Origin of the sequence: Lachnospira hominis (ex Liu et al. 2021), assembly GCF_014287955.1 — a bacterium.
GTDB classification, from domain to species: Bacteria; Bacillota; Clostridia; order Lachnospirales; family Lachnospiraceae; genus Lachnospira; species Lachnospira hominis.
In genome coordinates this window covers 152030-166326 of sequence record NZ_JACOPD010000005.1, presented here as the reverse complement: position 1 = coordinate 166326, position 14297 = coordinate 152030, and the positions used below count along the sequence as shown (strand labels likewise).

Annotated in this window: 10 protein-coding genes; 2 read left to right on the top strand and 8 right to left on the bottom strand. The window is 38.0% G+C overall.

Annotation, left to right across the window (positions count from 1 at the left end):
* Positions 1–293 precede the first annotated feature (293 nt).
* Positions 294–2927 carry a bifunctional acetaldehyde-CoA/alcohol dehydrogenase gene (gene adhE, locus H8S01_RS08370; RefSeq protein WP_186836890.1) on the top strand — a complete coding sequence of 878 codons (2634 nt, stop codon included), beginning with the start codon at positions 294–296 and terminating at the stop codon, positions 2925–2927.
* A 16-nt stretch (positions 2928–2943) separates the two neighbouring features.
* On the top strand, positions 2944–3714 hold the full coding sequence (locus tag H8S01_RS08365; RefSeq protein ID WP_186836889.1) for a phosphotransferase: 771 nt from the start codon (positions 2944–2946) through the stop codon (positions 3712–3714).
* 92 nt (positions 3715–3806) lie between these two features.
* Here H8S01_RS08365 and H8S01_RS08360 read toward each other — a convergent pair whose 3' ends face one another.
* From H8S01_RS08360 to ilvA, 8 genes are all read right to left on the bottom strand, one after another.
* The gene (locus H8S01_RS08360; RefSeq protein WP_021866757.1) at positions 3807–4181 is read right to left on the bottom strand and encodes a GntR family transcriptional regulator; all 375 of its coding nucleotides are present in this window, start codon (positions 4179–4181) and stop codon (positions 3807–3809) included.
* A gap of 169 nt (positions 4182–4350) precedes the next feature.
* Positions 4351–6144, bottom strand: coding sequence for a carbohydrate-binding domain-containing protein (locus tag H8S01_RS08355; RefSeq protein WP_186836888.1), 1794 nt, complete (start codon positions 6142–6144; stop codon positions 4351–4353).
* Between the two features lie 223 nt (positions 6145–6367).
* A complete protein-coding gene (locus H8S01_RS08350) occupies positions 6368–8113 on the bottom strand; it encodes an ABC transporter ATP-binding protein (RefSeq protein ID WP_330605547.1) in 1746 nt (581 codons plus the stop codon).
* Positions 8103–9836, bottom strand: coding sequence for an ABC transporter ATP-binding protein (locus H8S01_RS08345; protein ID WP_186836887.1), 1734 nt, complete (start codon positions 9834–9836; stop codon positions 8103–8105). Before H8S01_RS08345 ends, H8S01_RS08350 begins: the two co-directional genes overlap by 11 nt.
* A gap of 151 nt (positions 9837–9987) precedes the next feature.
* Positions 9988–10527, bottom strand: coding sequence for a histidine phosphatase family protein (locus tag H8S01_RS08340; protein WP_186836886.1), 540 nt, complete (start codon positions 10525–10527; stop codon positions 9988–9990).
* A 79-nt stretch (positions 10528–10606) separates the two neighbouring features.
* Positions 10607–11626, bottom strand: coding sequence for a tRNA dihydrouridine synthase (locus H8S01_RS08335; RefSeq protein WP_186836885.1), 1020 nt, complete (start codon positions 11624–11626; stop codon positions 10607–10609).
* Positions 11623–12945 carry a hypothetical protein gene (locus H8S01_RS08330; protein ID WP_021866763.1) on the bottom strand — a complete coding sequence of 441 codons (1323 nt, stop codon included), beginning with the start codon at positions 12943–12945 and terminating at the stop codon, positions 11623–11625. Before H8S01_RS08330 ends, H8S01_RS08335 begins: the two co-directional genes overlap by 4 nt.
* 130 nt (positions 12946–13075) lie before the next feature.
* Positions 13076–14293: a threonine ammonia-lyase gene (gene ilvA, locus H8S01_RS08325; RefSeq protein ID WP_021866764.1), complete on the bottom strand. Its 1218-nt coding sequence runs from the start codon at positions 14291–14293 to the stop codon at positions 13076–13078.
* Between the last annotated feature and the right edge of the window lie 4 nt (positions 14294–14297).

Genomic DNA, 14297 nt, shown 5'->3' with positions numbered 1-14297 from the left:
AAACTATATTAATATTACAGCATAACATAGTATCACGCAATGGAATTTTCAAAAATTTTTTAAAAAATATCAGGCAATATTAATAATATGCATATTGACACACACACAATATAGTGTTATATTGACTTTGTTAAAATAATAACAATCTTTTTTGGCAGAAAATATTGGTTCTGCTGCAATTATAAGAAAAGGAATAATAACAAGGAGGATAAATCCTCTCCCCGCCATGAGGATATAGTGCATCAAAGATGCACATTAGGATTTTTGCTCCGCAAAAACAAGGAGGATTTTGTATGTCAGAAAAAATTATGTCGGGTACAGAAATTGTTGACACAGTAGACGCACTTGAAAAAAAAATTGATGAAGTGCGTAAAGCACAGCAGATTTTTTCAACTTACACACAGGAACAGGTTGATAAAATATTTACAGCGGCAGCTATCGCTGCAAATCAGGCCAGAATCCCACTTGCCAAAATGGCAGTTGAGGAAACAGGAATGGGAATTGTTGAGGACAAAGTAATCAAAAACCATTATGCTTCTGAGTATATTTACAATGCTTATCGTGACACAAAGACATGTGGCGTCATCGAAGAGGACTCAGCTTATGGAACAAAAAAGATTGCTGAACCAATTGGTGTTGTAGCCGCAGTAATTCCTACGACCAACCCTACTTCTACTGCTATTTTCAAGTCTTTAATATGTTTAAAGACAAGAAATGCAATAATAATAAGCCCTCATCCAAGAGCCAAAAAATCAACAATCGCAGCTGCAAAAGTTGTTCTTGATGCTGCAGTAAAGGCAGGTGCTCCAAAAGGCATTATAGGATGGATTGATATTCCGTCTCTCGAACTTACAGACACACTTATGAAAGAGGCTGATATAATTCTTGCAACAGGCGGTCCTGGAATGGTTAAAGCTGCATATTCATCAGGAAAACCTGCACTCGGTGTAGGTGCCGGCAACACTCCTGCAATTATTGATGAAACAGCTGATGTTGTTCTTGCAGTCAACTCAATCATCCACTCAAAAACATTTGACAACGGTATGATTTGTGCTTCTGAGCAGTCTGTTATTGTTGACAAAAAAGTTTACAAAGCCGTAAAAGATGAATTTATTGCAAGAGGCTGCCATTTTCTTACAAAGACCGAGCTTGACAAAGTCAGAAAAACTATCCTTATCAATGGCTCTCTCAACGCAAAGATTGTAGGTCAGAGTGCATATACCATTGCAAAACTCGCCGGAGTTGATGTATCACGTGAGACCAAAATTCTCATCGGAGAGGTTGCTTCTGTTGACTTATCTGAAGAATTTGCACACGAAAAGCTTTCACCTGTTCTTGCAATGTACAAATCAGACGATTTCAACGATGCAATAGATAAAGCTTCACATCTTATCGCAGACGGCGGATACGGACACACTTCTTCTATTTATATTAATTCAGAAACAGAAAAAGAAAAACTTGATATATTTGAAGAAACTATGAAAACATGCCGTATTCTTATCAACACCCCTTCTTCTCAGGGCGGCATCGGTGACTTATACAATTTCAAGCTGACACCTTCACTTACACTCGGCTGTGGCTCATGGGGCGGCAATTCAGTTTCCGAAAATGTCGGCGTCAAACACCTTCTTAATATTAAAACCGTTGCTGAAAGGAGAGAAAATATGTTGTGGTTCAGAGCACCTGAAAAAGTATATTTTAAAAAGGGCTGCCTTCCTGTTGCACTCAATGAATTAAAGACAGTTCTTGGCAAAAAGAAAGCATTCATAGTAACAGATCAGTTCCTCTACAAAAATGGCTACACAAAATGCATAACCGACAAACTTGATGAACTCGGTATTGTATACACAGTATTTTACGATGTTGCTCCTGACCCTACACTTGCATGTGCAAAAGAAGGTGCAAAAGCCATGAAGCTCTTTGAACCAGACTGCATAATCGCTGTAGGCGGCGGTTCAGCAATGGATGCCGGCAAGATAATGTGGGTTATGTATGAACATCCTGAAGTTGATTTCATGGATATGGCTATGCGTTTTATGGATATAAGAAAACGTATATACACATTTCCTAAAATGGGGGAAAAAGCTTACTTCATTGCCATTCCTACTTCATCAGGAACAGGTTCTGAAGTTACTCCTTTCGCTGTTATCACAGACGAAGAAAGCGGAATAAAATATCCTCTCGCTGATTATGAGCTTCTTCCAAAAATGGCAATTGTTGATGCTGATATGATGATGAACCAGCCAAAAGGTCTTACTTCTGCTTCCGGCATAGACGCACTCACTCATGCTCTCGAAGCATATGCATCTATTATGGCAACAGACTACACAGACGGTCTTGCTTTAAAAGCTATGAAAAATATATTTGAATATCTTCCTGCCGCATATGAAAATGGTCCGCACGACGCAAAAGCCCGTGAACAGATGGCTACAGCTTCAACCATGGCCGGAATGGCATTTGCAAATGCATTTCTTGGAGTATGCCACTCTATGGCTCACAAGCTCGGTGCATACCACCACCTTCCTCATGGTATTGCAAACGCACTCCTCATCACTGATGTAATGAGATTCAATGCTGCAGAAGTTCCTGCTAAAATGGGAACATTTTCACAGTATCAATATCCTCACTGCAAAGAACGTTATGTAGAATGTGCAGATTTTCTTCATATCAAAGGAAAAAATGATGCCGAAAAATTTGAAAATCTTATTGCAGCCATTGAAGAGTTGAAGGAAAAAGTCGGAATCAAAAAGACTATAAAAGATTATGGCGTTGATGAAAAAGAATTTTTACGCACTCTCGACGAAATGACAGAAATGGCATTTGATGACCAGTGTACAGGTGCAAACCCACGCTACCCTCTAATGAAAGAAATTAAGGCAATGTACCTCAAGGCATATTACGGAAAACCAGTCGAAATTGACGAATAAGAAAGGATGTGTTTATATGAAAAAATGCATTTCACAAAATAACTTAAAATCAGTTTATCTTGAAAATAATACCGCAATAAAAGTTTTTTCCAAAGATTATAACAAATCAGATGTTTTATATGAAGCATTAAATACTGCAAGAGTTGAAGATGCCGGAGTAAATATTCCAAAGCTTCTTTCTGTATCTGTAAACAATGGTCAATGGGAAATCACAAGTGAATATGCGGACGGCATAACTCTTACACAGCTTATAAAAGAGCATCCCGAAAAAACTGCTGATTATATCAAAAAAATGGTTGAATATCAGGTTGATTTTCAAAAGAAATCCAACCCGCTTCTCTTAAAGCTTAAAGATAAATTAATAAGACAGATTAATGGCATTGAAACTCTTGATAGTTCTGTAAAATACGAACTGCTCACAAGACTTAATACGATGCCAAAGCACACAAAATTGTGCCATGGTGATTTTTGTCCTGACAACATAATCGTAAATATTGATGATAATGCCGACATAACATCAATCACTGCTGTTGACTGGGTTCACGCAACGCAGGGCAATGCTAGTGCCGACATAGCCAACACTTATCTTCTGTTAAAGCTGCAATACTCTGACAGCAGCATCGATATCGCAGATATGTATATGACACAGTTCTGTGCTGCAACAGACACTAAAAAATCATATGTAACAGGCTGGCTTCCTATTGTTGCCGCCGCAAGAATGGCAAAAAATAAACCTGATGAAAAAGAACTTCTCGAACATTGGGTAAATGTGGTGGATTTCCAATAATACCGGCTATATTCACACCAAACTAATTAAATACAACAAGACATAAAAAGACGGCAGCTTTAACAACTAAACATCATTAAAGCTACCGTCTTTTAATTTTCATCAATAACAAGTGAAAAAATACTCTTTATATCTTCATCACTAATACCGTATCGTCTCGCCTTCTTTACAGCCATCTCAATATCAAGTTCAACTTCTTTTCTTTGCTCCTCTTCCTGTATTTCGGAATTGGACGCAGCAACATACGTTCCTTTACCGTGAACCGTCACAACAAAACCTTCGCTCTCAAGATAATCATAAGCTTTTTTAACTGTCAGTGCACTAATCTTTAATTCTTTTGAAAGAGAACGCACCGACGGAAGCATATCATTTTCTTCCAGTTTGCCAATACGTATAAGTGTTTTTATCTGGTCAACAATCTGTTCGTATATAGGAATCATCAATGTAGAATTTACTTTTATATTCATTTCATCACCTCGCAAACAGTATATAACAGCATATATCTGTATGTCAACTGTTATATTGCGTTGTGGCATTCCAAATTAAATACAAAGATGTATCTTATCAAAAAACAGGGTGGGACACACTGTTATACTATGTTCTGCCCTGTTATATATACTTTATTTTATTTATAGTTTATACCTGATTTACAGTTGAACTGCTGGCACTGTTTGAACGTCCGTTGCCCGAATTTCCGCCCGGCATTCCACCTTGCTGTTTTCCACCCTGCTGATTTCCACCTTGCTGGCCATCTCCAAAGCTTCCGTTTCCGTCAGGTGCACTGCCCCCAGGCTGTCCTCCATGCTGTCCGCCTCCGAAACCGCCATTCTGACCACCGCCGAAGCCTCCGCTGACTCCGTTTGTTGTAACATTGCTGTTCACCGTAATTGACTGTGTTGTGCTTCCCGCAGTTACCGTATATGTGCTTCCGTTCTTAATGTCTGATGAATATACAATCGCAGACGCATAATTCTTTGTTGGTGTATATGACATTATCACATTTCCTGATGAATCCATAAGTGAAAATTCCGAATTTGCACTTACAGTGCCTAATGTTGTAACAATACAGCAGCCGTTCTGTGCCGATGTCGGTGTTTCAAGCATTCCGCTTGAACCAAATGCCATAAGTACACCCCCATTAATTGTAAATGCACCGTCAAAATCGAGTGCTGTATCGCCATCGCTTGTAGGGCCAAGAACCGTTACATTGCCTCCGTTCATCACAATATTACCGTTTGAATCAAGACCGTCACCGCCTGCATTTACAAATATATTTCCGCCGTTGATTGTAAGTAAAACACTGCTGTCTGAAGATGATGCCTGACCGCCGCCAAAGCCTCCGTTCTGACCGCCGCCGAAGCCGCCCATTCCCATACCGGAAGATGACGAACCGTCAGCCGCATTAATACCGTCATCGCTTGCCACTATTGAAATATCACCGTCGTTTAAAGTAATCTGTACGCCTTCAAGACCTTCGCAACATTTCTTAATATCTATAGTGCCGCCGTCAACCTGAAGATTATCATCTGCATGAACACCGTCATCACCGCTGCTAATTGTAAGATTTCCACCCGAAATAAGAATATCTTCGTTGCAGTGAATACCGTCATTTGAAGCCGTTATATCAAATTCACCGCCTGTTATTACGATATTTCCTTTTGAAGTATCCGTATCATACGTTGACTTCATTCCGTCGCTTCCCGATTTAATTGTGAATTTACCGTCTTTAATTCCGAGAAAATCTTTTCCTATTATTCCATCCTCATTGCTTGTTATATTAAAGGTTCCAGATACAACTTTCAAATCGTCTGCGCTCTTAATACCATTTCTGTATCCAGCATTGACATTAAGAGTTCCGCTTCCGTTAAATACAAGGTCTGCTTTTGAATAAACTGCCGAAGAAAAATCTTCGTCATCCACAGACTGGCGTGTTTTATCTGTAATTGTATTAGTTGTGCCGTCAGCGAGAGTTACAAGAATCTTTTTTGCTTCCTCAACAACAACAGGTGCCGTACTTGAACTGCTTATTGAAGCACCGTTTAAAATCAATCTTACAGTTCCTTTCTCGCTGCAATTCACTTTTATGCTTCCGTCTGTTAATGTTCCGGAAATAATATAGCTTCCCGCAGATGTTATTGTAATATTTCCGTTTTCAACAGTAACACCGCTTCCTGAAACAGTTGCACCACTTCCTGAAAGATTTATCTTTGTACATTCTGATTCGTTATATGACGAATCTAAATCTTCGCTGTCAAATTCAAGCGACAATGCATTCTCACCGCTTTGTGAAAGATTCCCGGCAGAAACCGTAGATACATTTGATGATGAATCATCTGCTGCCTTCTGCCACGGCATCGCACAGCCTGTTATTGTAAATATTGCTATTATTCCCGCTGCCATTGCAGCCGTAAGTTTTTTGTAATTAATCATATACACTCCTCATTTCTGTCATTATTCTAAGTCTGACAAACTGACCACTCATCTGTTATTTGTTTTATGAGTGTATAATAATATACAGAAATGTATCAAATGTGTAAAAAGCGTGTTAAATTTGTGAACCGAATTTTTTTGTCCGCAAAATTTAACACGCTTTATATCGTAATTTTATCGCTTAATCACTTCGCCGTCGAATCAGATAAACCCTATATATAACTCACACATTCGATTCAACAGGAATAATTCTACCTGTTTTTGCAGTAACCCTGTGCGAAATAGATATTACCGTTCTGTCTTTACATACATTATTCAATGCATTAAGAACTGCTTTTTCTGTTTCTGTATCAAGATTTGCCGTTATCTCGTCAAGCAGGAGAAGCTGTGGTTTTGCCACTGCCGCACGGGCTATTGATAAAAGCTGCCACTGTCCCTGTGAAAACAAATCCGGCGTACATATTGTATCATAGCCTTTTTCGAGGCTTGTTATCGCATCATCAAGCCCTGTTGTAATACAGATATTTTTTACATCTTCATCGGAAATACTGTCATCAAAAAGTGTAATCTGCTCTTTTACAGTGCCTGCAACCATATGAAATGTCTGTTCAACATAGGCAAACAGCTTTCTTTTATCCTTATCAGTAATTGTGTCGGCATGTATTCCGTTAATCAGTACTTCTCCTGACTGCGGTTTGTAAAGTCCCAAAAGAAGCTTAAATATTGTACTCTTTCCTGCACCTGTACGTCCTGAAAGAGTTACCTGCTCTCCGTGCATAACACTGATATTTATGTTATTAAGGATTTTTCTGTCCTCATTATAGCCAAAGGTCACATTGCAAAGCTCCACAAAAGGCTTATTTCCACCGGCTTCATACCTTCCGCTTTGAACCTGTGGCTTACCTTCATCCTGCCACTGTGTATCCTGTTTTTCAATTTCCTGTATAACATCGTGTTTTTCAACCTCTTCAAGTGCCATGAATTCATTAATTCTGTGTATACCGGCTATCGCTGACTGTATTGTCTGAATCTCCATACCGAGACTTTCAACCGGTGAGAATATCTGGGAAATGTAATTCATAACTGCAACCGCAGTACCTGCTGACATTCCAAAAAATGTGAGAACTGCACTGTTACCAGATGACGAAAGCAACATTACAGCTGCAACAACAACAGCATTTAAAATAAGAATTACAGGCGAATATACTGCTTCATAAAAATTTGTCTTTTCCATCGCATGATAACTGTCATTTATATATTCGTCATACTGCTTTTCCATATACTTTTCTTTGCCAAAGCAATGAATTGTTCTTATATTTTTTAATGTCTGCGGAACATGTCCTGACGCACGGCTTACAGCACGTCTGTTCATAATCTGGGCCGCAAGCATATTTTTCTGCACATGTCTTGTAAAAATAAACAAAAACGGCAGCAGGATTATAAATACAAGCGTAAGTCCTTTATTTTTAAACCATATTACAACAAGAATACTTATAATTTTGCATGCATCGGCAAACATGCTTATAATTCCCGAAGTAAACAGATTTTCAATCATGTCAACATCGCCTATAAAACGTGATACAAGCGAACCCGGCTCCAATCCATTTAATTCGTCGGCGGTAAGAGATGTGAATTTTTCCATAAGACAGCTTCTCATAGCATGTGTTATTTTCTGTCCAAAAACCGTAAGAAGTCCCTCTCTTGCCGATTCAGTAAGCCCCGTTAAAAAAAGCATTGCAAAATATGCAATCACCATACCAAGTCCCGGCATCTGTCCAGCTGTAAACATATCAATGATTTTTCCGAGAATAAGCGGCGGAATAAGTGAAAATATGACCGCCAGACATACGGCTGCAACAATTCCAAATGACAAAAGTTTATATTTTAAAATAGTTTCTGTTATTATTTTCTTTACATATTTTGGTTTTTTTCCTGAATTTGCGGCTTTTACATTTTCATTATTTTTCACCAGTACCGCCTCCATTCTGTCCATTGTAAAGCAACGCATATTCACTGCACTTTTCAATAAGCTCATCATGGCTTCCGAGCTCTGTTTTTCCGTCATTAAGCCATATAACCTTATTCATTTGCGGAAAAAGATAGAGTCTGTGTGAAATTATCATAACAATACTGTCTGATACCATCTCACCAAGATTTTTAAATATCTGCTTCTCTGTATCCTTATCCAGTGCCGAAAATGGGTCATCAAGAATAATAACCGGCTTTTTATGGCAGATGGTTCTTGCAAGTGCAAGACGCTGTGCCTGACCACCCGAAAGACGCACCCCACTGCTTCCAATAAGCGTATCAACGCCATTTTCCATAAGTGCAACTTCCTTATCAAGGCACACCATTTTAAGGTAATAATTGACATCTCCGTCATCGCCCATAAGAATATTATTCCTGACCGTATCGTCAAAAAGTTCACAATCATGACCAAGATATGCAACTATTCCGTTTTTCGTACTGTCAACACCTTTCATCTCTTCCCCGGAAAACTTGATGCTTCCACGGTAAGGATACTCACCCAGAAATACTTTTCCAAGTGTTGACTTACCACAGGCAACGGGACCGGTTATACCAATAATTTCACCCGGTGCCGCCGTAAATGAGACTCCGTCAAATATTACTTTGCCGTCAGGATATGAAAATCCCATATTGCTGACTTCAAGTTCTCCTGCATAATATGTTTTTCTGTCACCATCGTCGTTTTTCATACGCATAAGCGGTTTGATACGTTTCCATGAAACCTGTGCTTTATGTACTGCATTAAAAAGTTTTGCTGCACTTGAAGACTTTACCGAAAGCTTTGTAAAGCACGATACAAATGTTGTAAATGTTGCTATGCTCCATGCACTCCAGCCTGTGCCGAGTACATTTCTGCCACCGAAATACAGTATAAATATTACACCCGCCATTGATATGACTCTGTACACAGATGTGAGCGACGTATTCCAAATATTAGCTTTTACTGCTGATTTTTCATAAGCTGTAAGACTTTCCTCATAAGCATCGCGTCTCTGCTGCTCTCGTCCAAACACCCTGTATGTTATGGCATTAGATGCAATATCAAGCGTCGCAGTGCTTAACGCTCCTGACTGCTCTTTATATTTTGCACCGGAAGTCTGGATTATGAACTTCATCTTTTCTGCCATAATATAAGAGACAGGCGGGAATATCATACACAATAGTGCTAGTTTCCAGTCATAAAACAAAAGCATACATGCATATGCCAAAAGAGCAACTCCTGTATCGAATATTTCAGTTGTGAACTTTCTCATACCCTCAACACAGTCATCAACATCAAGAATCGCTTTTGTGAGAATCGTACCTGCACTCTCCTCATGCAGCTGTGGTCTGCTCTTATGTACAAGGCTTACATATAATATCTCTTTCATTCTCTTATTTACATTATTTGCAAAACGCCTTACATAAAAACGCTTAATATATCTTGAAGACTGTACAGCCGCCGTTATCAGTATATAAAGCAGAACAAGTGTAAGCATATCGGCAAACTGCTTATTTCCGTTTAAAATGTCAATAAGACAACCCGTCATTTTACCTTCAAAAAGAGGTCCTGCCAAAAGTCCGATATTGTAAATCAGCCCAGAAACCGTAACAATAAGAAGAACCAGCCATTCTTTCTTAAAATATGACAATATCCTGTCTGATTTAAAATTCTTTTCCGACATCAAATCACCTTCCCATTTCTAGCAGCCTACTATAGACGGTATTGTATCTTTGCCATATACAATAGCGCAAAAGTAGTTGTATATACATCTGATTCAGATGATAGTACAACTACTTTTAAGTGTCAATTTTTCAACTCAAATTTTCAAAATCTCAGAACTCAAATTCTGTAATACTGCAATTGGCAACACCATAAGCGGCAAACTCATCATTAGTCATATCTTTAAAGTAAGAACAGACGATTCTTGCAATTCCGTTATGTGCAACAAGGATATATGTTTTGTCACTATCTGCCTTCAACTCATCAAGAAGATTGTATATTCTTTGTGCAAGCTGAAACATGGATTCACCGCTACCAAATCTTTGTACAAATCCTTTTTTGGCTTCATAAAACTCATGTGAATTACGTGGTGATGTTCCTTCCCATACACCGAAATTCTGCTCGATAAGACGCATCTCTTCTCTTGCCGGTATTCCCGTTATATCTGAAATATGCTTTGCCGTATCTGCAGCTCTTAAAAGTGGTGAATACAAAATCATATCAGCTTTAATTTTCCTTGCAACGAAACTTTCGCCTGTCATTACAGCCTGTTCATGTCCTCTCTGGGTAAGCGGTATATCGGTCTGCCCGCATATTTTATCTGCCACATTCCACTCACTCTCACCATGACGCACAAAATAAATCTTACTCATATTTATCTCCCAAATTAACATTTGTGATATTATTTTACATAAACCGGTACTATATATCAATAACATATTGTATAACTTATCAGAATTTTTTTGAAAATAATATATAATCTTTCTCTGTAAGTTTTGCTACATTAAAAAATATATCAACCGCCGATTTGTAATCAGCTACTTTCTGTGATTTTTTTATTACTTTTATTTCTTTTTTACAATCGTCAAATACATATGCCATATAACACCACATTTCCTTCATCCTGTGAATGGCATGCGTGTCACCCGGCATTATGTGCAATCTCGCATCAAACACAAGGTCATGCAGCTCTTTCATGCGTTTTTTATCGCTAATAAGGTCACGGCTGAAATCTTCAGGATTTTCAGAAACAATCACATCTATAAGACCGGGGTCCGCAATAAGACCTCTTCCGAGCATAAATGTATCTGTATGTGGAAATTTTTTCTTTATATCAAGGAAATTTTTTCTTGTAAATATATCTCCGTTAAAAACCACTTTACTTCTACTGTTTTTTACTGCATAATCATACGCTTCAAGATTAAGGTCATTTTTATAAAAATCTGTACGCAGTCTCGGATGCACTATAAGTTCCTCAAGCGGATATTTATTATAAATATCAATTATCTCCGGAAATGCTGTATCTGTCTCTACACCAACCCTCGTTTTTACTGAAACCTTGATATTTTCCCTTATAAAATCATCTTCAAACACTGCGTCAAGAAATTTATCAAGAAGCTTCGGCTCGTTTAACATTCCAGAACCTTTGTTTTTTGAAACAACTGTGCCTGAAGGACAGCCTGCATTTAAGTTTATCTCATTATAACCGTACTCATCATAAAGCATCCTGGCAGTCCAGATAAAATCTTTTGCATCATTTGTCATAACCTGAACAACTGTATTAATTCCATTATTATGCTCTCTGTCTATGTCACGTATTTCTCTTGCAAGAAATTTTTCGGACTTATTCGGCGAAATAAAAGGTGTGAAATATTTTGCAATTTTCCCTTTTCCAAATATTTTTTCATATGCATTTCTGAATGTAAAGTCCGTCAGACCTTCCATCGGTGCCATATAGATAGTATTTTTCATCTTCTTCTGTGTCTCCTGCGTCTTTTTCTTTGATTTCTCACCTGAATATATCTTACTATAAGAAGAATCATTACAACAGTCAGCAAAATAACAACAAGTACAGGTATAACATGGTTATCCTTCTTTTTAGTAACACCAAATGAATCATCTGACATGTTCATATCATTGTCAGGTGATGTAACTTCCTCGGAATCATCTTTATATTCTTTATATATTGTGTATTTGTCATTGTATGTATACCCACAGCCCTGACATGTATGTGTTGTAAAGCCAAAATCTGTGACAGTTGGTTCTGTTACTGTATCATTGTATACAGGATTATCACATTTTTCAGGAAGTAACGTAACAGAATAATCAAATGTTTCGTTGGCATCAAAATCATATTTAAATCCCGAATACGCATATGTCCAGTTCATAACTTCGCCCATATTTGCCTTACAATATGCTCGTCTGTCTGTATTATCCTCATAAAATGTAATCTGTCCGTAAACTTCATTGTTAAGGACTTCACCGGCATATGTAAGAGATAAATCATACGGATATACCATATACATTCCAACAAGCCCACCATCATGAACGTAACCATGGTCTGAATCATAACCGTCGATATTTATTTTACAATTTCTAATATTAAGGAAACCTGCCGCATATGCTCCACCCATAAACTGTTCGTCTTTTACCTGTTTATCCGTATCAATGCACACAAGTGTCACATCGGTTGAAACATTGTCAAGATTACCGCTTCCAAAACCTGCGATTCCGCCTGTTCCCCACATTTTTGCCGAATCTGTAAGACTTACATAAGAATCGCTTATGATACAATCTGATATATTGCTGTTATTACAAAGTCCTGCAATTGGAGCTGCAAAGCAATGATTATTTGTAGCAACTTCAATTCTTGCACCTTTGATATTAAGACCGCTCACATCAGCATTAGAAAGTATTCCAAACAATCCCGCACCATATGTATCATATTCTTTTCTGTTTCCGTCGTATGTTTTCATTGTGCGTCTGTTTGTTTTTGTCACAGAAAGGTTAAGTATTGTATAACCATTGCCGTCAAATTTTCCCGAAAAGTCCCACGGTGTCCAGTCTATGCCTGTCATGTCAATATCTGCCATAAGTCTGTAACTTCCAGTTTGATTTTCTGATGCTTTCACAAGCTCGGCCGCTGTATGGATTTCTGTAATATCTCCTGTATTTTCTGCTGTTTCTGCTTTAACAGATGTATCCGGCACTATCTGCACAATACACAAAATAACAAGAATCACAGCTGCAATATAATTCAAAAAATTAAAATTCTTATAATTATTTTTCATATAACTATTCTCCACATAAACATTTATAAATGTGATTATTACACCAAAAGACACATCACAACAATTTTATTATGTCATGATGTGTCTTTCTGCCGTATAAGATTTTTTATTACGGACTTTATGTATTATCTTAAATATTAACCTTAACTATACGTGGACGGAGTCCTGCTTCATCAAGTTTTTTAACAATTTCTTCCTTGTGTTCGTGACCAAATGCTTCTATTGTTATTCTAAGTTCAACAGTTGCCTTTCTGTTAATGCTTACAAACTGGTTGTGCTCAAGTTTGATTACATTTCCGCTTGCCTCCGCGATAATTGAAGCGACACGTACAAGTTCACCCGGCTTATCAGGAAGAAGAACAGATACAGTGAAGATTCTGCTTCTCTGGACAAGACCCTGCTGTACTACGGATGACATTGTGATAACATCCATATTGCCGCCTGAAAGAATAGATACAATCTTCTTATCCTTTACATTCATCTGCTTTAATGCCGCTACTGTAAGAAGACCTGAATTTTCTACTATCATCTTGTGATTTTCTACCATATCAAGAAAAGCAACGATTAAATCTTCATCCGGAACAGTAATTATGCTGTCAAGATTCTTCTGAAGGTATGGGAAAAGCTTGCTTCCCGGTGTCTTTACGGCAGTACCGTCAGCGATTGTATTTACTGTAGGAAGTGTAATAACTTTACCTTCTTTTAATGATTCCTGAAGACAGTTGGCTCCCGCAGGCTCTACACCGATTACCTTGATATTCGGATTAAGAAGCTTTGCAAGTGTTGAAACACCTGTTGCAAGTCCGCCGCCACCGATTGGAACAAGAATATAATCAACTGTAGGAAGCTCTTTTATAATCTCCATTGCGATTGAACCCTGACCTGTCGCAACATCTAAGTCATCAAAAGGATGAACAAATGTAAGCCCCTGCTCTTTTGCAAGTTTCATTGCATATTCACATGCTTCATCATATACATTTCCGTATAAAACAACCTTTGCACCATAACCTTTAGTACGATTTACTTTGATAAGAGGAGTTGTTGTAGGCATTACTACTGTTGCAGGAACACCATACTTTGATGCTGCATATGCAACACCCTGTGCATGATTACCGGCAGAAGCTGTAATAAGTCCTTTTTTTCTTGCGTCTTCTGACATTGTGCTGATTTTGTAATATGCACCTCTTACTTTATATGCACCTGTATACTGCATGTTTTCCGGCTTTAAATATACCTTATTTCCTGACTGGTTGCTGAAATATTCGCTGTATACAAGATTTGTTGCAAGTGTGACCTCTTTAACTTTTTCAGCGGCTTCTTCAAATTTTTTAAGTGATAATTCTTCCATGGTT